Raw genomic sequence first — 22,858 nt, forward strand, 5'->3', positions numbered from 1 at the left:
CCGTAGAAACTTTTAACCGTTCCTGCGTAAGATAGCCCTCCATATAGTTTCCTATATGACAGTTCTGTACTTGTTCAGCAGCAGAACCAGCATCAGGGATATGAGATCCCTTTCGCTTCGGCAATTTCCCCTTTCCACCTTCATCACAGGAGCTCATTCTCCTCCGACAAGTGTACTCATGTCATTGCACCTCTATCCTTACTTCAAAATCATTTGAAATAAGAAAATATTTAGTTAGTTAAAAGACTATCAAAAAAGTATCCATCTTACAAGTGGTTAGACAAGGGAACAAACGATTCGACAAAATCTTTGAAGTTCTTATCCTAATCTATATAGCAGGATTGTGGAAGACTCAGTTTCGAGACTTTCTAGGGTTCGTTGCCCGGGTTGAGCGTCAGGGGTGGCTGGGAAGCTACTCGCTTCCTGTGGGGGAGTGGCGAGCTTCCTCGGGCTACGCCCTGCGGGATCTCGCCGATCTCCTTTCTCCCATGGGAGTCTCGCAGCTTCCCAACCACCCCATACAATAAGGGTGAGAAACGGCCCCCCTTGCCTGGTATGAGTGTCTTTCACAAATCCTGAATCTATAATAATAAAGCGCTCTGTAACAGGCTTTATCATTATAGATGCGCTTGGAGAATCCATGTTGCTTCACTTTCCTGGAAGTGGTTTCGAGATACTTATATGGCAAAGGGGCGGAGGGGAATGGCGTGACTCACGCGGAAAGCGAGCTATTCCCCGAAGCCCCTATCTACCCAAAAAAAGTCTCGAAGCTGAGTCTTCAACTAAAGGGAGCGTTTCTTCATTAAGGAGAAATGATGAGGATAGGCACGGTTTGTGGGTTGGGTTCTTAATATAGGGTGTATGATTTTTTTAGAAGGGGCGGATCAAATGAATCAATATCCAAGTAATTATAGTTTCGGAGATCAGAACCGGGTCGTGTTCGGTGGGGGTGGGATGTTTAACCCGGGTGCTGGAGGAGGTTTTGGAGGAATGCTTCCCCCAGGCATGTGGGGTGGTGGAACGGGCGGACAGTGGCAGCAGCCTTTTCCGTGGGGAGGTTCAGGCGGTGGAGGCTGGCAACCGCAGCCGTCTTCTCCTGGGCAGTGGGTAGGTCCTGGTGGTCTGCCTCCTGGATACAACGGAGGTTCGTGGGGAGGAGCGTTTCCACCATCAGGCCAAAGCCAGCACGATCTGTACCGAACATGCATCAACAATTGTGCCGCACAGTTTGGATCCAATGACCAAGCGTATTTTAATTGTATTAATCGCTGCCGTAGTCAATACCTGGGCGGCTGATATCCAAGAGGTTTGCAAACGCAAACCTCTTTTTACATAGACGGGGAGAATTTCAGCCTCGAGGCGGATGAAGACTCATTCCCGGGCACATCGCTGAAGCTATGAACCTTTTATACAATAAAATCAACCAATAACAAACGAAGGTGTGATTCAAATGACAGTTCATGAAATGGCGATGCAACAATCAGAAACAGAATCGAAAGAGATTCCATCCATATTTAAGAATCGAAACTTTTTGCTGCTCTGGGGAGCGGCACTTTTATCAAGCTTCGGTATTTCCTTTTTCCTTTTTTCGCAGAGCTGGTATGTCGTAAACGTATTAGGTTTAGAGGCTTCGCTTGGCATTCTATATATTGCTGTCAGTATTCCACGGGTAGTATTTATGATTATCAGTGGAACGGTGGCGGATCGCTTTGATAAGACGAAAATCATGTTTTTGTCAGATTTCATCCGTGGTCTGCTCCTGATTGGTCTTGTCGTCTGGTTTATGTTTGGAGGGATTACGTTATGGACGTTTGTGACGTTCGCCTTTTTCTTCGGCATTCTGGATGCTTTCTTCTGGGCAGCAGAAAGTGCTGTCATTCCTTCGATCATTCATAAAGATAACTTGACGAGAGGCAATTCCATTATTCAAATGACCAACCAGACCTCCTTCATCCTTGCTCCTATGCTTGCCGGAGTCATCATTGCCTTTGGAAACTATGAAATTGTGTTTGCGACAACAGCGGTCATGCTCATCGTGGCGAGTGCTCTTATTTTCTTTATGCGTGTACCAAGACTGAAAGGAGAGTCGGAGGAACAAAAAAGGTTTTGGGATGACTTTAAGGAAGGTTTGCTATACGTGAAAAATTCCCGTGTTATTTCACTTGTCGTTCTGACGACAATTTTTATGAATCTCTTCTTAGTCGGTCCTTTGACAATGGGGCTTCCGTTATTTGTGAAGACCATTTTAGAAGGGACAGCCATGGATTTCAGCTTTCTTGAAGCAGGTTTGGCTGTGGGGATGCTGCTTGGTTCGATCGTGGTGGGTGTTTTGAATGTGAAAAAGAACCGAGGGAAAATTGGTATTTTGTCTCTAGTCATAGCGGGAACGGCGTTTACAGGACTCAGCTTCACAACGGAACTTTGGATGAGTATTCTTTGTCTCGGAATCTTCGGGTTCGCCTTATCGGGTTCAAATATTCCATTCGTTGCTGCGATTCAGAGTTTAATTGAAGAGAAGATGCTTGGGAGGGTAATGGGGCTCATTTCGCTTGCTTCTATGGGACTCATCCCTGTCAGTTATGCCATAACATCAGGGGTTTTAGCTTTCGGCGTCTCCATCCATCATATTATGGCGGTCGGGGCATTCTTAGTAACTTTGTATTCTGTGTTTATTTTCTTTAAGTATAAAGAGCTGAGAGACATCCAATAAAAAACCAGGAGCTAAAGAAGGTTTCAGGATCCTCTTTCGAGAGAAGAACCGGCTGAAGACCTATAAAACTTTGCTGACCTATTAAACGAACAAGTCCGCCGTTTCAAGCTTCAAATATAGAAACCTCACCTAAGCGGCGAGGTTTTTTCACGTTCCTATGGAATGCAATTGTAGGCAGGTGGACGTGTTAGTGTGTGCGTGTGGGTAAGTTTCTTGGAACGAACAGTCTAAGGGGAGGGAGTTGTCCTCCAAGGTATCACCTTCTAGAGAGAGTTCCTGAAACAATCAACGGCGGGATTTTTTGTACCAGCCTTTTTCTTTAAACCTTGATATAGCTTCGATACGGTTGCTGACTTCTAATTTCTCCAAAATGACAGAAACGTAGTTACGCACGGTTCCAGGGGTGATGAACAACTCCTGTGAGATGTCTTTAGTGTTTTTTCCATCTGCCATCAGTTGGATGACTTCACGCTCACGTTCTGTTAAGGGATTTTGCTGGGTAAACGCCAGGTCGACGAGTTCTGGATCAAAGATACGTTGTCCATTGGTAATTTTACGAATGGCTGTGGCAAGCTCTTCACTAGGGCTGTCTTTTAGCAAGTATCCACTGACACCGGCGCGACGAGCGCGGTCGAAGTAGCCAGGGCGGGCGAATGTTGTTAAAATGATCACTTTGCACGGCTCTTCATATAATTCTTCAGCAGCATCCAGTCCATCCTTCACCGGCATTTCAATATCCATAATGCACACATCCGGTTTTAATTTTCTTACTAGCTCACAGGCTTCTTCACCGTTTTGAGCCTGACCCACAACCTCCATGCCGTCTTCTAAATCAAGAAGTGCTCCAAGGGCCCCAAGAAGCATGCGCTGGTCTTCGGCAATCACAATCTGGATCATGCTTATCCCTCCTTTTCTTTGTTTTTGATGACGTTAGGAACGTGGAACTGTAGTTTCGTTCCATTTCTCGATTCAATTTCAAGCTTTCCGTTCACAAATTCGAGGCGTTCGCGCATGCCTTGTAATCCATTGCCACGAAAGGGCTCCAGCGAGGCGGGGAGGCCTTTTCCATTATCTTCAATACTGATGAGTATTTCAGTTGGTGACTGTTCTATAGTGACAAGGCAGGTCGTTGCTTTGCTGTGTTTTACAATATTTGTCGCAGCTTCCTTCAAGCACATGCTGAGTACATTTTCCACGAGCAGGGGAGTGTTGGTGACGTTTGGGTCTCCTTCAAACTGAAAGTGCATTTCTGCCGCTTCGATAATCTGCTGGACGCGGACGATTTCATCTTCGAGCTTCGTCCCTTTCATATTCGATACCATCTCCCTGACTTCCTTCAAAGCTGTCCTGGCTGTGTTGCGGATATCTTCCACTTCTTTATTAGCCTTTTCCGGTTGGGCCGTCATTAACTTGCGGGCGAGGTCACTTTTCAATCCAATCATCGAAAGCTTTTGTCCAAGTGTGTCATGGAGGTCTCTCGCAATTCTTTCGCGCTCTTCAATGACCATGAGTTGCGAAATTCGTTCATTTGCATCTTCCAATTCCCCTTCGAGTTTTTGTTGCTGGTTCCGGTATCGGACAGTAAATGGAAGGAGAATAACCCCGATCACGGTCACGATAATGAAAGGAAGGTTCGGGAAAAGAGAATCAATTTGGTAAATGAATGTCGTTGTAATCGCAATCAATGTAGACGTCAAATGGACGATATATAAAGATAAAAAACCGCCCAGATGTTTGATGTTTCCAATGAAATAGGCGATGAAGAGAGCGAAATAGATGTACCCGAACAGAGCCGTCATGACGATACTGATGGCCATCTCCACACTTACCCATAAATAGACGAATCGGCTGTTGGATATGAATGACAACCGGTAGGCAAGGAAGAAGATCAGCGTCATCAGAATGCCGAAAAGCATTTCGTACATGGATGAAGAACGGAAAATAAAGAAAAAGGGCAGGAGACAAAAAATAATCCAGACGTATATGCTCAGCCCTGTATTTTTCGGGATAATTTGATACCAGTTCTGCATGCGGGTGCACCTCCTTTTTCTTAGCATAAAGGAAAAGCCCATTCGAGGGAATGGACTTTCAACTTCTTTATTCATCCTGTAAGCTTGGCTGCCTTTGGTCTAGCATGGCTAGGCGCTTCTTTTTTAGGAGTGGTTTCACTTCCTTGAAGGATACGAATGTTTTATTTTCTGTGTCATATAGTCGGAATCGGATGGATTCAAAGCTGGTAGCCAGCGTTATCGTTGTTGCATGTTTTAAAGGAGGTGTCTTTTCGTGTGCTTCTTCCAATGCATAGTTCGGGACCCTCGGAGCTAGATGGTGCACGTGGTGGAAGCCGATATTGCCGGATACCCACTGAAGCACTTTAGGAAGCTTGTAATAGGAGCTGCCATCGACGGCTGCTTTTACAAAATCCCATTCTGACTCGTCTTCGAAGTAAGAATCTTCGAATTGGTGCTGTACATAAAACAACCAGATGCCCAGTACGCCTGAAACATAAAGGACCGGGATTTGAATGATTAAGAAAGCTTCCCAGCCAATCGCAAAAATAATCATGCTGTACAGGGCGACTACAGCAGCGTTGGTCACATACGTATTCATGCGTTCTTTCTTTTTGGCGCCTTTTCGATTGAAACGATTGGAGACAAGGAACAAGTATAGTGGTCCAATACCAAACATGACAATGGGGTTACGGTAAAGGCGGTAGGCGAGTCTTTCTTTCCACGATGCTTTAATATACTCGTCCACGGTCATGACCCAGATGTCACCCGTGCCGCGTTTATCTAAGTTCCCGCTTGTTGCATGGTGAATCGAATGGCTTCGTTTCCACTTATCAAAAGGAAACAACGTAAGAATGCCTGTGATCGTTCCTATGATGCGGTTGGCCTTTTGGCTTTTCAAGAACGACTGATGCGTACAGTCGTGGAAGATGATGAAAAGACGAATGACAAATCCACCAGCAATCATAGCGACAGGAACGGCAAGCCATACAGAGACGGACAGGCTTGCATAGGCCAATACCCACAATAAAACGAATGGGATGACTGTATTGATCAACTGGCGGATGCCTGCTTTTGTATCAGGTTTCGCAAAGGCTGAAACGCTTTTCTTCAGCTCTCGTTGTTTATCCTTGTTCATAATAACGACTCCTTCATATTTCTTCATGTTACTTATGATAGGAAAAACCTCTTCATTTTATAAGACATAAACGTCAGGACATTTATATGACACTTGTCATGGGTGTTTGTCTTTTCTTAGGAGGTGAGTGGTTGAGGGTATGAATAATTTTGTTGGTCCCTGCTCATCAATTGCTGATATCACCGTTAAGATACCGCTTACAATGTGATATAATGGAAGTGAACATTGATACTCTATCATTGGAGGGTTACCCTATGACCAAACGAATTCTCGTTGCGTACGATGGGAGTGACATGAGTAGAGAAGCGGTGTGGGAAGCAAGGAACCAGGCGTGTGAAACTCCCAATAGGGAAATTCATATCGTAGCTGTTGTGAAACCTACAGGACCAGCAACAAACGCTGCAGTCTCTCATAGTATCGGAGACGAAATGGCAGAGAATTTTGCTTCAGAGATGGATGCCTTGAAGGAAGAAATGGCTACATCTGAAGTGGGTGTTGTTACAGAGGTCATCATTAGTGAGGTACAAGAAAACCCGGGAATTAGTATCTGTAAATATGCGGATGAGAAAGCGGTAGACTTGATCATTGTCGGTAACCGTGGACTTGGGAAAGTGAAAAAAATGTTATTGGGAAGCGTGAGCAATAACGTCGTACAGCATGCCACCTGCCCTGTATTAGTCATGAAATAGAAAAAAAGAAAGCCCGAAGGAGTTCCTTCGGGCTTTCTTTTTTTATGGTCGTAGTATTTTTGGATGGTATCGCGAGTTCCTCCATAATCTGGGTGACCAGGTCATACAAATTTTTCCATTAAATCCATGTATGAATCACTCATCCACGCCAGGAAGGTTGAGACGCCTGAGCCCTCCCACGTCGAGAAGACTGAATCCCACTTTGGATAAGATGGGAAGGATGATGAATGCCGTAATTTCTGTGGCCTGCTGTGTCCATCCGACTCCAGAGGGGCCTATGATCCAGGCTGTCGGATAACAAACCCAAAATGCAGTCAAGTAAGCGGCGGTCCGCTGGTAATGTTTCTTGAGCTCCACTCCACCTTTAATGGCAATCTTCCTTAACGGATACCAGATAATATAAAGGATAATGACTAGGGCGACTACACCGAGAACATACCAAATGTATTTAATGGTCTCAGAGGAGAAGTCGGCGATCAAGCCCGTCAGAATCATAAATACATCAGCCGCTATCAAAGCTGCAATCAAGGCTTTGTCTTTCTTCTTTTCATAAAACATGGCGGTCAAAGCAAGTGCAAGCAGAAGGAGCGGCGTTGTTACCACCCAGTCCAGGTAACGGGCAAAGTAAACAGTTTTATCCGGCTGTTCAAGCAATCCTTGTCCTAAAGCAATCGATAAGTAAGCGGCCCCCGACCATGATGGAATAATGATCGCTATTACGTACTCATATTTCGGTACACCGCGTGGATTCCTGCTTAAATATAGAAATGTCAAAGCACCTGCCAACATTACGAACGTATAGATCCAATGCAGAGAAACAATATAATCACTCATCGTGTCACCTCAACCTTCAATCTCATTCCCTCTCATTCTAGTCAAAAGAACAGATAGCTAGACATTTACAAATTCTGGTGTACCAGGTCTTACATAAATACCCATAAAAACCAAATTGAAAGAAAGGTGTGTTCCCGCCGGCGGTCTTTCATAAACGAAGCTTGGCCGCTTTTGTGTTTAAACTATAAAACTGGGGCCTTATCTTTGTGTTTGCTACACGTTGCTGAATGTAAGCGCTATTCGTTACAATTTTCTTAACAGTTCAAACATTATTACTTCCATTCCACCTAACGAGCCCACTTGGTGAATCAATAGGAGAATGATGAAAGGGTGTGGTGATCTTGGAAGCCATCAGTAAGAACTTTTTCTTATACCTTTCCAACAATAAGTTGTTAGATCGCTTTGCTAAGCGCTTTGGCAGTAAATTTGGGGCTGACAAGATAGTAGGGGGAGAAACGTTCTCCCAGGCAATTCCATTAATACAGCAATTGAACCATGAGGGTTTGGTCGTTACGGTTGACCATTTAGGAGAGTTTGTAGACTGTGAGGAAGAATCCAGAGACCGCGCGGGTGAATGCATCCGTTGTATTCAACAGATTGCGAGCAACCAGCTGCAGTCGGAGGTATCTCTTAAACTAACATCGCTTGGACTGGACATCAGTCGCGAGTTGGTTATGGAAAATATGGAACTTATTTTGAAGGAAGCCCAGAAGCATGACATAACGGTCACCATTGATATGGAAGACTCGTCACGTTGCGGGGCTACCCTGGATATTTACCAGGAATTGAAAAAGGACTACCCGAACCTGGGTACGGTCGTGCAGTCTTATCTATATCGAACCGATGAGGATCTTGATCGACTGAATGAGTGCCAACCTTACTTACGTCTTGTAAAAGGGGCCTATAAGGAGTCTGGCAAAGTCGCTTTTCCTGAGAAGCACCTCGTCGACGATAATTTGAAGCATCTGATCAAGAAGAACTTGTTGAACGGCAACTACACAGCCATCGCAAGCCACGACGATGCGATTGTCGATTATACGAAGAAGCTTGTGGAAGAACACAACATTCCGAAAGACCGCTTTGAATTTCAAATGCTTTATGGAATGAGAAATCAAATGCAGAAAGATCTTCTCAAAGAAGGTTACAAAGTGAGAGTGTATCTTCCTTATGGAGAAGATTGGTACGGGTACTTCATGAGAAGGCTCGCCGAAAGGCCAGCGAACATCGCCTTTGCTTTAAAAGGTGTTTTCAGTAAATAAAACTTCTACACATTAGAAAGGGGAATTTTATCATGGTCCAGCCTTATAAACACGAACCATTCACAGACTTTACAATTGAAGAAAACAAGAAAGCTTTCGAGGAAGCATTGAAGCAAGTGAAAGAAGAATTAGGGCAGCATCATGATCTTCTTATCGATGGCGATCGCATTCGCACAGACAATACGATTACTTCTACAAACCCAGCGGACACGAAGCAGGTCGTAGGTACCGTCTCGAAAGCGAACCAGGATTTAGCCGAAAAAGCCGTCCAGTCAGCAGCGACAGCTTTTGAAGACTGGAGAAAGTGGGATCCGCGTGCTCGCGCTGAGCTATTGTTCCGTGCCGCTCACATTATCCGTCGTCGTAAGCATGAATTTTCCGCTTATCTCGTGTACGAAGTAGGAAAGCCATGGAAAGAAGCCGATGCTGATACAGCAGAAGCGATTGATTTCCTTGAGTATTATGGACGTCAGATGATCGAACTGAAGGAAGGAAAGCCAGTTGAGAGCCGTCCTGGTGAGCAAAACCGCTACATCTATACTTCTACAGGTGTTGCCGTTGTTATCCCGCCTTGGAACCTTGCATTCGCCATCATGGCAGGTACAACGGTCGCTCCACTGGTTACAGGAAGCACAGTCGTCATGAAGCCGGCAAGTAACAGCCCGGTCATTGCCGCGAAATTCGTAGAAGTACTGGAAGAAGCAGGTCTACCGAAAGGTGTCTTGAACTTCGTACCAGGAAGCGGTGGCGAAGTCGGTGACTATCTTGTCGATCACCCGAAAACGGCCTTGATTTCCTTTACAGGTTCCCGTGATGTCGGAACACGCATCATCAAGCGTGCGGCAGAAATTCAAGAAGGGCAGAATCACCTGAAGCAAGTCATTGCTGAAATGGGTGGTAAAGACACAGTCGTCGTCGATAAGGAAGCCAATATCGAGACAGCGGTCGATGCCATCATCGTCTCTGCCTTCGGATTCTCCGGTCAAAAATGTTCTTCCGGTTCCCGCGCCGTCGTTCACGAAGATGTGTATGACGAAGTGTTGGAAAAAGTAAAAGAACGTGCCGAGAAGCTGACTGTTGGAAATGCATCGGAAGAGAATGTCTATATGGGGCCAGTCGTTGACCAGGGCGCTTATGATAAGATCATGAGCTACATGGAAATCGGCAAAGAAGAAGGACGCCTTGTCACAGGTGGTAAAGGGGACGACTCGAAAGGATACTTCATCGAGCCGACGGTCTTTGCAGATCTTGCTCCAGACTCCCGCATGCAGCAGGAAGAAATTTTCGGACCGGTCGTCTGCTTTACTAAAGCGAAAAACTTCGATGAAGCCATCGACATTGCCAACAATACAGAATACGGCCTGACAGGGGCGGTCATCTCTGATAACCGTGACCACCTGGAAAAAGCGAAATATGACTTCCACGTTGGGAACTTGTATTTCAACCGTAACTGTACAGGCGCCATCGTCGGTTATCAGCCATTCGGCGGATTCAAGATGAGTGGTACAGACTCCAAAGCCGGAGGACCTGACTACCTTGCTCTACACATGCAAGCGAAGACGATCTCTGAAATGTTTTAAAAAAGCCTGAGGCTCTCCCAAACTTGGGGGAGCTTTTTTTCTTAGACGAACACCGTTTTCTTTTAACTAAAGAAAGGAACAGGATGAGAGTTATTCACAATGCCTTAGATATATTTCTTTTTCTTTCCAGCCACAACCGATATAATGGAGGGTAACGATACATGACATTCAACCTACTCGGAAAGGTCAGGATTCCTATGGAAGTCAAAGAATTGATCCTTCAGGCAGAAGATATTCATAAAGCGACAGAGCTGATCAGTTCGAAGTTGAAGAAGCCTGTCATTATTGAAAATAAAAATTTCGAATTGATTGCCTATAGTTCAACGTTTGATGATTTTGATCAGACCCAGCAGAAAACGATCCTTTCGAAAAAATGTCCCATTTTCATTATCGACCGTTTAAAGAAAGAAGGCATCGTCACTCGGCTGGAAAAACAGTCAGATCCTATTCGCGTCCATCCTATGGAAGACCTTGGGTTCCAACAGCGTGTCGTCATTGCCGCGAAACATCTTGGCCATACACTGGGGTACGTATGGGTTCAGGAGTCAGAGCAAGCATTGGACACGGAGGAAATGGAATTTTTAGAAGAAATTAACGCCCATCTTGGGAAACTAATTTATGACCAATTTATGAAAGAGAACGCCAAAGAGGGTCGTAAAGAAGAGCTTCTCTGGCAACTGCTTCACCATGAGTATGCCAGCGAAAGCCAGTTTCGTCATGATGCTTCTCTCGCTCAACTTAAAATCCCGGATCGCTTTTCGATCGTCGTCTTTTCTGTGACTGCTCCTCAATACAAGTCGATGCTGGATGACTTGGAGAGCACGGTCAATCGTTTCCGCACGAACCGTCACCTGTATTACTTGAAAACCGAATTTCAGCTGATTCTGTTTATTGAGGGAAGAGAAGCCGACCGCTTTTCATCCAGAGATATCGCGCGTGACCTCATTGATGTCGTCAAAGTGGAAACAGGAGAGGATGATTTCTATCATTTCCTCATTGGTGTCGGAAAAGAATACACGAAGATTTATTATATGCGAAAAAGCTTTCTTGAAGCGTTGGAAGTCATTGAGACCGCCAACTTCATCGGCCCTCGTCCTGAAACGATGCCGCGCGAGTTTTCCAAGCTTGGCTTATACCGATACTTAGCTGCATTGTACGAAAAAAACAGTTCGGAGGATTACTACAGTGAAGATTTGCTGACGTTGATCAAAAATGACACAGCAAAGCAGACGGAACTCCTTTTCACATTGGAAGCTTATCTTGCGAACAACGGGAAAGGAAAGCAGACAGCAAATGAACTGTTCATCCATCCCAATACGTTGAATTACCGAATTAAGCAAATCCAGGAGCTTACGAACATCGATTTCTCTGATTTTAATATGAAGGCCTATTTATACACTGAGTTATTGTTGTTGAATAATGTAGATAGCTATTATGAACGATACGAAGCAGCGGTGCAAAACAAATGACGTGGGTACCTGTCATAGTATGGGGCGGTTTTAATCATTGGAGCATCCGTTGTAATGATATTTACTAATATCATGGCTGAAATAAAAGGAGGGGGCATAGAATATGCCCCCTCCTTTTCCTTATGCTTGGACGGCGCTTTCGTAAGTTTTGTAACCACCGCTCAAGTTCTTAGCTTGATAGCCGTTATGGGTAAGGATTCTGGTAGCCAGATAGCCTCTTAAGCCAACCTGGCAGTGTACATAAACAGGACGGTCATGAGGCAGTTCACTCAATCGGTCTCTTAACTCTCCTAAAGGAATATGGATGGACCCTTCAATGACTCCGTTTTCCCTCTCCTTCTGCTCTCTGACATCTACAATGATTTCCCCTTCTGCAAGGAGGTCCGATACTTCATGGTAGTGAAAAACGGAGACTTCACCATCGATCACATTGGAAGCTACGTAACCTGCCATGTTCACAGGGTCTTTTGCTGATGAGTACGGAGGCGCATACGCCAACTCCAAATCTGCAAGGTCAGCAGCCTTCAAATCCCCTTTAATGGCTGTTGCAATTACATCAATTCTTTTCTCTACACCTTTCACACCGACACCTTGGGCCCCCAGTATTCTCCCAGTGGTCGGATTGAACAGCAACTTCAGGGATACCGGGCTTCCGCCAGGATAATAGGATGCATTTGATAGCGGATGAATATGAATGGCCTCATAATCTTTTTGAAGAGCTTGCAAAAGTTTTTCGTTATTTCCGGTAGTCGCAACGGTGAGGTCGAAAATTTTTGCTACGGATGTTCCCAATGAACCTGAATAGGACACGGTTTGGCCATGGATATGGTCAGCAACAAGGCGCCCTTGACGGTTGGCCGGCCAGGCAAGGGGAATCATCGCCGGGGTTTGCTGGATATAATCTTTGACTTCAATGGCATCTCCGATGGCGTAAATGTGCTCATCCTTCGTTTGGAGATGTTCATTTACCACGATGCCGCCACGATCTCCGATTTCCAGGTCCGCTTTTTTAGCAAGGTCGTTTTCAGGTCGGACACCAATGGACAAGATGGTTAAATCGCTCGCAATGGAACGGCCGCTCTCTAAAAGGATTTTTCTTCCCCGGTCTTCAAATGACTTTACTCCGTCATTAAAGATCAAGTTCACTCCGTGTTTTTTCAACTCTTTATGCACCATGGCTGCCATTTCGTAATCAAGCGGGGCCATCACTTGGTTGCCAAGTTCAACAATCGTCACTTTTACGCCACGATGAACGAGGTTTTCTGCCATTTCCAGACCAATAAACCCGCCACCAATAATGACCGCATGTTCTGGTGTTTGATCGTCCACCCATCCTTTAATTTTATCCGTATCAGGAACTGTCCGTAGTGTGAACAAGTTTTCAGCTTCTTCCACGCCTTTAAAAGGTGGAATAATTGGCTTCGCTCCAGGGGATAAGATGAGGGTATCGTATGTTTCCTCATAGGTTTCACCAGTATCCACTTTTCGAATGGTGAGCGTTTTTCTTTCCCGATCAATCTCTGTGGCTTCACTAAGGTTGCGAATATCGAGGTTGAATTTCTTGGACATGCCTTCAACGGTTTGAACAAGGAGCCGGTCCCGGTCTTTAATCACTTCTCCAATATAATAGGGCAAACCACAGTTTGCGAATGAAATATAAGGCCCTTTTTCTATCATGATGATTTCATTTTCTTCACTCAGGCGTCTTAACCTGGCTGCAGCAGTTGCACCCCCGGCCACACCACCCACAATGATAATCTTCTTAGTCATCGTAATCCTCCCCTTTATCTCTTGATGTGAAACATTTCACATTAAGTCTTATCTACAGTTTACTCTCAGGTTCTAAAGAAATCAATATACCCCTATGTGTATATTTTGTGACGGAATTTTTCTAGTAAAAAGAGGATTCGTGCATGATGGAGTACTTACGTTGTAAGATATAGATAGTGGAAAAAGGAGATGGTGTTCGATGGTCGATGAAAGAAAGCTTATTCAGCAGCATTTAGCTAATGAACGTACCTATTTAGCTTGGATTCGGACGAGTATTGCCCTTGTCGGAATCGGGTTTTTAGCTACGACACTCCATGTTTCAGCGCTTCCGATGGCTGGGGATGTGGCGAATAGTCTGGCCATGCTCGTCAGCATTTCCTCATTGTTTCTTGGCGTGATGACCATTATTGGTGCGACCGTGAATTATTATCAAACGCGGAAGAACATCAATGAAAACCGTTTTGTATCATCCCACCGTATTATTGTCTATATGACGTCGGTGGCCTTTTTGCTATTTATTTTGGTGACTACGTATTTATTTTTTGTATAATTCCTTCTTTTAAAGAGAAAGCCTCGCTGTCCTGTCAGCGAGGCTTTCTTATATGGGGATTTCTTCAAGCGTTACTGAATTCCCCTTCATGACGGGATTTTTTAATGAAAAATGCCATGATGAAACCGGCAACGGCGAAAATCCCAGCAACAATAAAGGAGACGTTCACTCCATGAATCAGACCTGTCACTCCTTCAGAAGGAATGGTTTGGCTTGTCATTACAGACACGAGCATGGCTGTACCCACGGCACCGGAAACTTGGCGCATGGTATTGTTCATGGCCGTTCCGTGCGGCATCAAATGCTGGGGCAGCTGGTTAAGTCCTGCTGTTGTGACAGGCATCATCACCATGGCAATCCCGAACATACGGACACAATTGACGAGAGCCAAATATAGGAACGTTGTTGATGGATCAAGGTTTGTAAACAGAAATGTAGAGACCGAGAGCAGTCCGAGACCGATGATGGCAAGCCAGCGTGCACCGAATTTATCAAAGAGACGACCAGTGATTGGGTTCATGATTCCCATTAACAATGCGCCAGGCAATAACATTAAGCCTGACTCAAAGGCTGTGAATCCAAGCATGTCCTGCATGAGAATCGGTAAAATAACCGCCCCGCCGATCATGGAGATAAAAACAATCATGCCGAGGGCAGTTGTAAGAGTGAAGACTTTGTATTTGAAAATACGGAATTCCAAAATCGGTTTTTCCAATTTCATTTGTCGGGTGATGAAGAGCGTCAACGTGACAGCTCCGACAGCTAGTGAAAGGAGGACCTCGCTACTTAAAAAGCTGGCACTTCCGGCAACACTGAACCCATATAAAATACCTCCGAAGCCGAACGTAGACAGGATGATGGAGATTGGGTCGACTTTAGGGAACGTTTGCTTCGTTACATTTTTCAAGATGAAGTAAGCGACGATCAAGTCTGCAATTGCAATCGGCAGAATCACGAAGAACAGACTTCTCCACGGGAACTGCTCGACGAGCCAGCCGGACAATGTCGGTCCGATGGCCGGTGCGAAGGCAATGACGAGTCCGAACATGCCCATCGCAGATCCTCTTTTTTCAATAGGGAAAACGAGGAACATAATCGTCTGCATTAATGGCAGAATAATGCCGGCACCAGAGGCCTGCAGGACTCTTCCTGTGAGAAGAATCGAAAAGTTAGGGGCTATTCCGCAGATAAGTGTACCAAAAGCGAATAATCCCACCGCTGTCATAAACAGTCCTCTTGTAGAAAAACGTTCGATTAAAAAAGCTGTAATAGGAATCATAATTCCATTTACTAACATAAAGATTGACTGCAACCATTGCGCTGTATTCGCATCCAGATTCAAATCGGCCATGATGTGAGGCAGGGCAGTAGCTAATAGGGTCTGATTTAATATGGCCACAAAGGCGCCTGATATAAGCACAATCATCAAAGGGACACGGTTAATTTCTTGAGATGACATGATTTAACCTTCTTTCTAAAATACTTAGGCAACTAATTAAATATCATACCATATGAAATGTTTTTTGTTCAGTATTCAGCATATAATTCTTCATTGAAAATTAGGAACCTAAGATTTAGTCAGCAAAAAAACAACGCCTGCTAAGGGCAGACGTTGTTGTTGCTTAGGCTGCTTTCTTTTTCCCAAAGTAAAAGAGCCCGAAAAAGATACCGATTGCTGTCATGGCGACCGCTACAATCAGTGTCGGCCATGGCCCGAATTGGGCAATGAACGGAACGGATAAGGCTGTCACAAACCCTCCACCTAGGAAGGGTTCATAAAAGAGCTGTTTGTACCCGAAGGCTTCAAAAGCGGGGGACTCATTGTCTGGATCGACGACGCGCATTAACAGTAAGCCTGTTGCGGTAACACCCATCGATTGACCAAAGTCTCCAATACCACGCTCAAACCAGTACTGTGGAATCATTCGGGGAGCAAGCACGAGAAATCCGAATAAGTTCCAGGCAATCCCTGCAGCCGCCAGAATGACAAAGGGGACGAGATATTCGCCGATGACATCCAGCGAAACTGTAGAAATAGCCGTCAAAATAAGGATATCAAGTGCAAGTCCCTGGATTCTGTTAATCATTCTCCGGTCAACAAGATTGTACTTGTCCTTTTTGCTGAAAAAGATTTGAAGAGCGATTCCGCCGATCATCGCAAGCGGGAATAGTGGGATATAGCTCATAAAATCAGATCCGATGGTGATAGATTCAAGACCAATTAACCCTTGCAACAATAACCAACCGAGTAAAATAGCGATAAATACAATGGATATATGGAAAGATAACGGTTCGATTGATTCAGGACGTAAGGTCATTTTACCCGCTGGTTCGCGGTTTTGATACTCCATCACTCCACGCTTTCTCAAATCAGAAAAGTCTTCCACATCTTCAATCACTTTCGTCTTCTTATTACGAACCCCCCAGTTGATGAGGATGATCCCAAAAATAACACCGGACAATACACCGATGGTCGCAAGGCCGATCGCTAAATCGAAAGCTTCAGCAAAGCCGAGCTCCTCGAAAGTACTTGCCATACCGGCTGCCGTCCCGTGACCACCTTCAAAAGCAACTTCAATCAAGGCTCCTGACATGGCAGGGAGATCAAAGAATGGGACTAAAATGAGGACGGCAAGGGTGATTCCGACCACATACTGCCCCCAGCCTACCGACCATCCTAGCGCCAGCTGCGGTCCAGCGTAAAACCAAATATCTTTTAACTTTGGAATGGCAGCTCCAAGGAAAAGAGCAGCAAATACTACATTGATCATGAGTCCGGGTAGGGCAGACCATACTTCTATAATGGACTCCGGCATGATACCGTTGGAGAAGAAGCTGTCTTCCGGCATGAATTTCCCGAGTACCTGAGGGCCAAGGAAGAGTGCGATAAACCCTCCGATAATGGATGAGGGTAAGAATAAATTTTGTAGTAACGTCCATTTGACACGGATGATTTTACCGATCAAAAGGAAGACACCGATGTAAAGAAGGGCGAAACCTATTTCATTCGGAGTCATATGGTCACCTCTTTCTTAAAAGGGGATGTTTTTTTCCCATTTGTATAGTTTTAGCATTTACTCACTTTCCCTTGTCATTGTTTTCTTGAAACTACATTTTCACTAAAAACTTTGTCGATAAATAAATTTTTCATTTCTTCCACTAAAGCTCCCTATACTTAAAGACTCAGTTTCGAGATGTTCGTGTGATTCTAGGGGCTGCGGGAAAAGGTTCGCTTTCCATGGGGCTGCGGGGAATGACTCGCTCACCGCGCTCCCGCGGAAAGCGAGTCATTCCCCGCAGCCCCATCCACTCAACAAAAGTCTCGAAACTAAGACCTCCACAATACTGCCATATAGCAAAAAAACCCTCCGTCTGTATAGGACGGAGGGTTTCGGGTTTAGGATTGTTTTTTTTCTGTTTTGTTAATGAGTGAAGTTCCGACAAGATCGCCGGTTACGTTTAGGGCTGTGGCCCCCATACCGATCAGAACATCAACAGATGCAAGAAGGGCCACTGCTTCCATAGGCAGTCCGACTTGAGAGAACACAGTCGCAATCATGATGATCCCGGCACCTGGAACTCCGGCTGTTCCGACAGAAGCTAGTGTTCCAACAAGCACGATCTGAAGGATGGATACAAAGCTTAATGGATCCCCGATAATATTGGCAGCGAAGACGGCAGATACTGCAATACGAATGGCTGCACCATCCATATTGATCGTTGCTCCTAGCGGAAGGCTGAAGCCATACAAGCTTTTATTTAATCCCAGGTTTTTCGCAGCATTTAATGTGACTGGAAGCGTACCAGAACTGCTTTGTGTAACAAAGGCTGTTAGCATAGCGGTTCGAGCCTCTTTGAAAAAAGCAGTCGGCTTTCGTTTACTTACAAATAGGAAAACAAGATAAATAGCTAATTGTACAAGTAAACCTATATAAAGGACGCCGACGAAGCTGCCTAATTCCAGCAGTGTGTTCGCTCCTTGTGTACCGATCACTTCAGCGATGATTGCAAAAATACCGACGGGGACATATTGGAGGATCCCCTTCATAACGATTAACGTCGCCTCATTCAAACCATCTATGACTTTGTATAAGTGGCCTCCCAAACTTTGATAAGCGTTGGTAGAACGCATGTAAGAAAGTGCTAAACCAAAGACTATCGCAGTGAAAATGATCCCAAGCAAGTTCATTTCTGTTAACGCTGTAAGAATATTTTCAGGAACGATGTTTAAGAGTACGCTCGTGAAGCCGGGGTTTTCAGGAACCTCAACGGTTTCATTACCAAGACTCATCCCTGTACCAGGATTAAACAAAGTAGCCACGGATACTCCTACTAAAATGGCAAGAGCAGAAGTACCCAGATAATAGAGGAAGACCTTTCCTCCCATGCGTCCTAATGAACCAATGTTCGTCTGATTAATTCCGACAATTAGGGTGAACAGGATCAATGGGACAATGATAAATTTCAAGAGACGGAGCAATAGGTCACCAAAAGGGGCCAGGACAGCTGCGTCTTCTCCGAAGAGGAAACCGACGGATACACCGAGTATCAAGGCTAGGGTGATTTTTTTAATCAATGATGTTTGTGTATAGATTCTCCACAACTTACTCATGGTGAACCCCTCCTTTTCCTTCATATTTTAAACAGTATAATGCTGATTGGATTACTGAGGTTTACTAAGGTAAGATAATTCATGTGGACAAGGATGTCAACGGTATTGCTTACCAGTTACTCACTCTTAATCAAAGTCTTCCACAAATCCCTTAATTTATCTTCCATATTGTAAAGGGGGATAGTTACTCACTTTCCTTGAATGGAAGGGCAGCCTTCTATAGCAAAGAACTCAGTTATCTTGAAATCGAGCCTTCTACAATCCTGCCATATCGGAAAGTATTACTCAAAGGATAGGTGTTACATACGAAGAGGCTGAGGGTACTAGGTTTAAAAAGCGAAAGGAAGTGGCGGATGTGAAGAAAAAAACTGTCGTCGCTCTTGCCGGGGCGAGTGGATATATAGGACAAAACTTGATGGAAAAGCTGAAAGACCGTTCTGACATCATCGCTTTATCGCGAAATGGAGATGAAATGGAAAATAGTGACCAAGTGACCTGGCGATCGTGCGATTTATACTCAATGGCTGATGCGGAAAAAGGACTGGATGGAGCAGATATCGCTGTATATCTTGTACACTCCATGATGCCCTCGGCTAAGTTGACTCAGGGAACTTTTGAAGATATGGATGTCATCCTTGCTGATAATTTCGCACAGGCGGCTAAAAAAAGGGGTGTTAAGCAAATCGTTTATTTGAGTGGAATTATTCCTGAAGACGAACCAGGACTTTCCCGTCATTTGAAGAGCCGTCTTGAAGTAGAACAGATTCTAGGGGCTTATGGAGTGCCTGTGACAACGATCCGGGCAGGACTCATTGTCGGTCCGAGAGGTTCTTCCTTCCCAATATTGAAGAAGTTAGTCAAGCGTCTTCCTTTTATGGTTCTCCCGCAATGGACGAAAACAAAAACGCAGCCAATAGCCTTACCGGATATAATTGGATCGCTTGATCAAAGCATCGGTGATGAGAGCTTAAAAGGGCGTTCGATAGACGTTGGAGGGCCGGATGTAATGACTTATGAAGAGATGATGGAAAAAGTCGCGGGCGTTATGGGAAGGAAACCTTTTATGATCCATGTCCCTTTTTTGACTATTGATTTGTCTAAATTATGGGTAAGGCTCGTGACGGGTGCACCAAAAGAAATGGTTTACCCACTCATTGAAAGCCTTATTCATCCAATGGTTACCCATTCCCAAAATAAAGTGACAGGAATCAGTGAAGGGGAAATCCGCTTCGAGGAAGCGGCAGAGTGGGCACTTAAAGAGGAAGAAAAACAAACCAAAGGGAAACCAAAAAGACCTAACCTTCCTGCTATGCAGGATGATGTCCGCTCTGTTCAGCGTATTCCGATCCCTCAGGGCCATTCTGCAGACTGGATTGGAAAGTATTATGTGAAGTGGCTGGAAAAGGTATTGAACCCATGGGTGAAAACGACCGTAGATGAAACCCATTGTTGCCAAATAGGGGTGATTTTTAACGATATACCGCTTCTTGAATTCACATACTCTGCAGAGAGAAGTACAACGGACCGTGCCTTATATTATATATCTGGTGGACGGTTGACCAACAAAGAAAAAAACGTAAGGGGAAGACTTGAATTCAGGAAAATCCCTGGGAAAAATGAAGCCATTGTAGCCATTCATGACTATATGCCCTCATTGCCGTGGTTCTTATACAAATACACCCAGGCTAAAGCTCATTTAATCATCATGGACTTATTCCGCAGGCATTTAGAGAAGTGGGGGACACACGAACCCTCTTTTCAAGTTCATGAATAAATTTTAGAGTTCGAAACATAATATCCGTGTAAGACATTATGTTTTACACGAGGTGATTAGGATGGGCAACAAGGAAAAAAAGCCGGATCGTCAGTTCAAGGAAAGAAAGAGCCATGGCGAGCACCGGAATGGCCGGAAAGCTCAATTCAAAAACCACAGTACACATTTCGGAGAAGTTCCGAATGAGTACATCGACCGTGAGCGTTTGGGATACAACGCTGACGCGTAACCAAATCCCCTATGCAGCTTTCATGCTGTATGGGGGATTTTCTTCTTATTGGAAACCCATGCACTTCAACTATATGGCAGGATTGTGGAAGACTCAGTTTCGAGATGTTTTCAGGTTTCGTTACCTTATTGGGCGTCGGGGATGGCTGGGAAGCTACTCGCTTTCCTGTGGGGGAGTGGCGAGCTTCCTCGGGCTACGCCCTGCGGGATCTCGCCGATCTCCTTTCTCCCACGGGAGTCTCGCAGCTTCCCAACCACCCCTTTGGATGTATGAGTGTAACGAACCCCTTTACCAAGTAGGATGGTATCCCGCTACCTCGATTGTTGTAATCATAAAACGCTCTGTATCAAGCTTTCAGGGTTCAAGTGTCTCTGGATGGGAGTTTATAATGATACTCCATCAAACTGAATAGCTGATAATTCGGGAAGTGGTTTCGAGATACTTCTATGTCAAAGGGGCGGAGGGGAATGGCGAGACTCCTATCTTAAGTGTGCAGGCGCCTTGGTCAGCGGCGTATGGACTGGACTGAGCTGGCGGAGATAAAGGAAACACGAAGAACGAAGTGATTCGATGTTGACTTATCGTACAGAAGCGAGGGAAGTCTCACTAGCCGCTAGGCGCCGGAACCGGATATCTAGGAGGGAAAAAGTGCTTGGTGAGACCCCACAGGACGCAGTCCGAGGAGGCTCGCCGCGCTCCCGCGGAAAGCGAGCTATTCCCCGCAGCCCCCGTCACTCAACAAAAATCTCGAAACTGAGTCTTCAACTAAAGGGGCGTTTGTGGAAGAAGTAGAATCTTGCTAAACTGTTCGGTCGTTTAAGTCGATATTATTAGAAGAGAGAGTCAACTTAAGGGGGATGCACATGGGTTTATTCATGACAAAGAAAAAAGAAGTAGTTAGACCGCTCGGGGAAGGATATACAGGAGTCATTAACATACCAGAAGACTCTGATCTACATACACAATTCGAAATGGTTCATCTTAAAGAACAGGATTTAGCGATCCTGCAATCACTAAAGCCAATAATCAGCAATCATATTGATCAAATCGTACCCCAATTTTATAAAAACTTGGAACATGAACCATCGTTAGAACGGATTATCAATGACCACAGTTCTGTCGATCGTTTAAAACAAACGCTGAAAGTTCATATTAAGGAAATGTTCAACGGTACGATTGATACCACCTTTATTGAAAAAAGGAAAAGGATTGCAGCTGTCCATTTGAAAATTGGGCTGGAACCGAAATGGTACATGTCTGCTTTTCAGGACCTTTTATTATCTTTCATGGATATTTATGAACAAGATCTTCCACGTGAGCATTTTGGGGAGGCCACTCGTGCAACGACCAAAATTTTAAATATTGAGCAGCAGCTCGTACTTGAAATGTACCAGGAAGAAGCTAAGGAACTTCGGCAGATTGAAGTGGAGAGAAGAGAAGAGGCGTACCGTCGAGTAGATCAATTGTCTGAAGAGGTGGCAGCTGTCTCTCAGCAGGCGAGTGCTTCAACAGAACAGTTGACGGAACAGACAGATAAAATTGTGGGGGATTCGAAGAAAGGTTCTCAAGTCGCTCAACAAGTGGAACAGCAGTCGATGGATGGGAAGCAGCGCCTGGAAATTCAACAAAAACAAATGAACCAGATTCAGGAAAACATCAATGAAATTTCTGGTGACATGGAGAAATTAAAGCACGTCGCTGAAGAAATCAGTAAGATCGTAACCATTGTCTCTTCCATTGCAGAGCAGACGAATTTACTCTCATTGAATGCTTCGATTGAAGCTGCACGAGCTGGTGAGCATGGTGCAGGATTTACTGTGGTCGCGAATGAGGTACGGAAGTTGTCTGAGCAGACGCAGAACTCAGTTGCAGAAGTTTCAGATTTGATTTCCACTACCAGTGGGCAGATTCATAACGTTTCAAGTAATGTTGGAAACATCAACACCATGATTTCTGAAGGTGCAGACAGCATGGGTCAAATCAATCAGTTTTTCACAGAAATCGTATCTGCGATGGGTCAAAACAAGATGTATAATGCAGGGATAGAAGCAGAGCTGGAACAATTCGCTCAGGTGATTGAGGAAATCAATGACGCGGTTTATAAAGTGGCAGCCTCTTCTCAACAGTTGACGGAACTTACAGATTAGAACGGAAGAAGCGAACCAGTGCTTCCTCCTTATTTTTCGTGAAAAAAGAGAAGCCCTGCGCCATTGCGCGGGGCTTCATTCATGTAAT

At 44.8% G+C, this 22,858-nt stretch carries 18 protein-coding genes and 1 riboswitch; of the genes, 10 read left to right on the plus strand and 8 right to left on the minus strand.

Going from position 1 to position 22,858, the window contains the following annotated elements; translation table 11 throughout:
* Positions 1–24 precede the first annotated feature (24 nt).
* Positions 25–203, minus strand: a riboswitch (Lysine riboswitch).
* A gap of 685 nt (positions 204–888) precedes the next feature.
* Together GLW00_RS00840 and GLW00_RS00845 are read left to right on the plus strand one after the other, a co-directional pair.
* Positions 889–1,296, plus strand: a complete 408-nt coding sequence (locus tag GLW00_RS00840) for a hypothetical protein (RefSeq protein WP_160910585.1) — start codon at positions 889–891, stop codon at positions 1,294–1,296.
* A 154-nt stretch (positions 1,297–1,450) separates the two neighbouring features.
* Positions 1,451–2,710 (plus strand): MFS transporter, encoded by a 1,260-nt coding sequence (locus tag GLW00_RS00845; RefSeq protein ID WP_160910586.1) that lies wholly within the window; start codon positions 1,451–1,453, stop codon positions 2,708–2,710.
* Positions 2,711–2,995: 285 nt separating this feature from the next.
* Here GLW00_RS00845 and GLW00_RS00850 read toward each other — a convergent pair whose 3' ends face one another.
* The 3 genes from GLW00_RS00850 to desA form a co-directional block, all read right to left on the minus strand.
* A complete protein-coding gene (locus GLW00_RS00850; protein WP_160910587.1) occupies positions 2,996–3,607 on the minus strand; it encodes a response regulator transcription factor in 612 nt (203 codons plus the stop codon).
* A 2-nt stretch (positions 3,608–3,609) separates the two neighbouring features.
* Positions 3,610–4,740: a sensor histidine kinase gene (locus GLW00_RS00855; RefSeq protein ID WP_160910588.1), complete on the minus strand. Its 1,131-nt coding sequence runs from the start codon at positions 4,738–4,740 to the stop codon at positions 3,610–3,612.
* 67 nt (positions 4,741–4,807) lie between these two features.
* Positions 4,808–5,857: a Delta(5) desaturase DesA gene (gene desA / locus GLW00_RS00860; RefSeq protein WP_160910589.1), complete on the minus strand. Its 1,050-nt coding sequence runs from the start codon at positions 5,855–5,857 to the stop codon at positions 4,808–4,810.
* 254 nt (positions 5,858–6,111) lie between these two features.
* Between desA and GLW00_RS00865 the strand changes: the two genes are divergently transcribed.
* On the plus strand, positions 6,112–6,546 hold the full coding sequence (locus GLW00_RS00865) for a universal stress protein (RefSeq protein ID WP_160910590.1): 435 nt from the start codon (positions 6,112–6,114) through the stop codon (positions 6,544–6,546).
* Between the two features lie 135 nt (positions 6,547–6,681).
* On the opposite strand, the gene GLW00_RS00870 is transcribed toward GLW00_RS00865, so the two are convergent.
* A complete protein-coding gene (locus tag GLW00_RS00870; protein ID WP_160910591.1) occupies positions 6,682–7,380 on the minus strand; it encodes a bacteriorhodopsin in 699 nt (232 codons plus the stop codon).
* A 341-nt stretch (positions 7,381–7,721) separates the two neighbouring features.
* Here GLW00_RS00870 and GLW00_RS00875 point away from each other — a divergent pair, with 341 nt between their 5' ends.
* From GLW00_RS00875 to GLW00_RS00885, 3 genes are all read left to right on the plus strand, one after another.
* Positions 7,722–8,639: a proline dehydrogenase family protein gene (locus GLW00_RS00875; protein WP_160910592.1), complete on the plus strand. Its 918-nt coding sequence runs from the start codon at positions 7,722–7,724 to the stop codon at positions 8,637–8,639.
* Positions 8,640–8,671: 32 nt separating this feature from the next.
* Positions 8,672–10,219 (plus strand): L-glutamate gamma-semialdehyde dehydrogenase, encoded by a 1,548-nt coding sequence (pruA, locus tag GLW00_RS00880; protein ID WP_160910593.1) that lies wholly within the window; start codon positions 8,672–8,674, stop codon positions 10,217–10,219.
* Positions 10,220–10,380: 161 nt separating this feature from the next.
* Positions 10,381–11,688 (plus strand): PucR family transcriptional regulator, encoded by a 1,308-nt coding sequence (locus GLW00_RS00885; RefSeq protein ID WP_160910594.1) that lies wholly within the window; start codon positions 10,381–10,383, stop codon positions 11,686–11,688.
* A 120-nt stretch (positions 11,689–11,808) separates the two neighbouring features.
* Here GLW00_RS00885 and GLW00_RS00890 read toward each other — a convergent pair whose 3' ends face one another.
* A complete protein-coding gene (locus GLW00_RS00890; RefSeq protein ID WP_160910595.1) occupies positions 11,809–13,458 on the minus strand; it encodes an FAD-dependent oxidoreductase in 1,650 nt (549 codons plus the stop codon).
* A gap of 199 nt (positions 13,459–13,657) precedes the next feature.
* Between GLW00_RS00890 and GLW00_RS00895 the strand changes: the two genes are divergently transcribed.
* Positions 13,658–14,008, plus strand: coding sequence for a YidH family protein (locus GLW00_RS00895; RefSeq protein WP_160910596.1), 351 nt, complete (start codon positions 13,658–13,660; stop codon positions 14,006–14,008).
* A gap of 64 nt (positions 14,009–14,072) precedes the next feature.
* On the opposite strand, the gene GLW00_RS00900 is transcribed toward GLW00_RS00895, so the two are convergent.
* The 3 genes from GLW00_RS00900 to GLW00_RS00910 all read right to left on the minus strand — a co-directional run bounded on the left by GLW00_RS00900 (position 14,073) and on the right by GLW00_RS00910 (position 18,620).
* Positions 14,073–15,467, minus strand: coding sequence for a DHA2 family efflux MFS transporter permease subunit (locus GLW00_RS00900; protein ID WP_160910597.1), 1,395 nt, complete (start codon positions 15,465–15,467; stop codon positions 14,073–14,075).
* 163 nt (positions 15,468–15,630) lie between these two features.
* Positions 15,631–17,025, minus strand: coding sequence for a sodium/glutamate symporter (locus tag GLW00_RS00905; protein ID WP_160910598.1), 1,395 nt, complete (start codon positions 17,023–17,025; stop codon positions 15,631–15,633).
* Positions 17,026–17,405: 380 nt separating this feature from the next.
* Entirely contained in the window at positions 17,406–18,620 is a 1,215-nt protein-coding gene (locus GLW00_RS00910; protein ID WP_160910599.1) for a dicarboxylate/amino acid:cation symporter, read from the minus strand.
* A gap of 355 nt (positions 18,621–18,975) precedes the next feature.
* Between GLW00_RS00910 and GLW00_RS00915 the strand changes: the two genes are divergently transcribed.
* The 3 genes from GLW00_RS00915 (at position 18,976) to GLW00_RS00920 (ending at position 22,770) form a co-directional block, all read left to right on the plus strand.
* Positions 18,976–20,394 carry an NAD(P)H-binding protein gene (locus GLW00_RS00915; protein ID WP_160910600.1) on the plus strand — a complete coding sequence of 473 codons (1,419 nt, stop codon included), beginning with the start codon at positions 18,976–18,978 and terminating at the stop codon, positions 20,392–20,394.
* A 61-nt stretch (positions 20,395–20,455) separates the two neighbouring features.
* The gene (locus GLW00_RS20430; protein ID WP_202412326.1) at positions 20,456–20,623 is read left to right on the plus strand and encodes a hypothetical protein; all 168 of its coding nucleotides are present in this window, start codon (positions 20,456–20,458) and stop codon (positions 20,621–20,623) included.
* An 863-nt stretch (positions 20,624–21,486) separates the two neighbouring features.
* Positions 21,487–22,770, plus strand: a complete 1,284-nt coding sequence (locus tag GLW00_RS00920) for a globin-coupled sensor protein (RefSeq protein WP_160910601.1) — start codon at positions 21,487–21,489, stop codon at positions 22,768–22,770.
* Positions 22,771–22,858: the final 88 nt, after the last annotated feature.

The sequence above is a fragment of the Halobacillus litoralis genome (assembly GCF_009856445.1).
GTDB classification, from domain to species: domain Bacteria; phylum Bacillota; class Bacilli; order Bacillales; family Halobacillaceae; genus Halobacillus; species Halobacillus litoralis.

What these genes read in the sequence shown, in the direction of transcription:
- GLW00_RS00840 (WP_160910585.1), top strand. Translation starts at nt 889, where the DNA reads ATGAATCAATATCCAAGTAATTATAGTTTCGGAGATCAGAACCGGGTC.
- GLW00_RS00845 (WP_160910586.1), top strand. Translation starts at nt 1,451, where the DNA reads ATGACAGTTCATGAAATGGCGATGCAACAATCAGAAACAGAATCGAAA.
- GLW00_RS00850 (WP_160910587.1), bottom strand. Translation starts at nt 3,607, where the DNA reads ATGATCCAGATTGTGATTGCCGAAGACCAGCGCATGCTTCTTGGGGCC.
- GLW00_RS00855 (WP_160910588.1), bottom strand. Translation starts at nt 4,740, where the DNA reads ATGCAGAACTGGTATCAAATTATCCCGAAAAATACAGGGCTGAGCATA.
- desA (WP_160910589.1), bottom strand. Translation starts at nt 5,857, where the DNA reads ATGAACAAGGATAAACAACGAGAGCTGAAGAAAAGCGTTTCAGCCTTT.
- GLW00_RS00865 (WP_160910590.1), top strand. Translation starts at nt 6,112, where the DNA reads ATGACCAAACGAATTCTCGTTGCGTACGATGGGAGTGACATGAGTAGA.
- GLW00_RS00870 (WP_160910591.1), bottom strand. Translation starts at nt 7,380, where the DNA reads ATGAGTGATTATATTGTTTCTCTGCATTGGATCTATACGTTCGTAATG.
- pruA (WP_160910593.1), top strand. Translation starts at nt 8,672, where the DNA reads ATGGTCCAGCCTTATAAACACGAACCATTCACAGACTTTACAATTGAA.
- GLW00_RS00885 (WP_160910594.1), top strand. Translation starts at nt 10,381, where the DNA reads ATGACATTCAACCTACTCGGAAAGGTCAGGATTCCTATGGAAGTCAAA.
- GLW00_RS00890 (WP_160910595.1), bottom strand. Translation starts at nt 13,458, where the DNA reads ATGACTAAGAAGATTATCATTGTGGGTGGTGTGGCCGGGGGTGCAACT.
- GLW00_RS00895 (WP_160910596.1), top strand. Translation starts at nt 13,658, where the DNA reads ATGGTCGATGAAAGAAAGCTTATTCAGCAGCATTTAGCTAATGAACGT.
- GLW00_RS00900 (WP_160910597.1), bottom strand. Translation starts at nt 15,467, where the DNA reads ATGTCATCTCAAGAAATTAACCGTGTCCCTTTGATGATTGTGCTTATA.
- GLW00_RS00905 (WP_160910598.1), bottom strand. Translation starts at nt 17,025, where the DNA reads ATGACTCCGAATGAAATAGGTTTCGCCCTTCTTTACATCGGTGTCTTC.
- GLW00_RS00910 (WP_160910599.1), bottom strand. Translation starts at nt 18,620, where the DNA reads ATGAGTAAGTTGTGGAGAATCTATACACAAACATCATTGATTAAAAAA.
- GLW00_RS20430 (WP_202412326.1), top strand. Translation starts at nt 20,456, where the DNA reads ATGGGCAACAAGGAAAAAAAGCCGGATCGTCAGTTCAAGGAAAGAAAG.
- GLW00_RS00920 (WP_160910601.1), top strand. Translation starts at nt 21,487, where the DNA reads ATGGGTTTATTCATGACAAAGAAAAAAGAAGTAGTTAGACCGCTCGGG.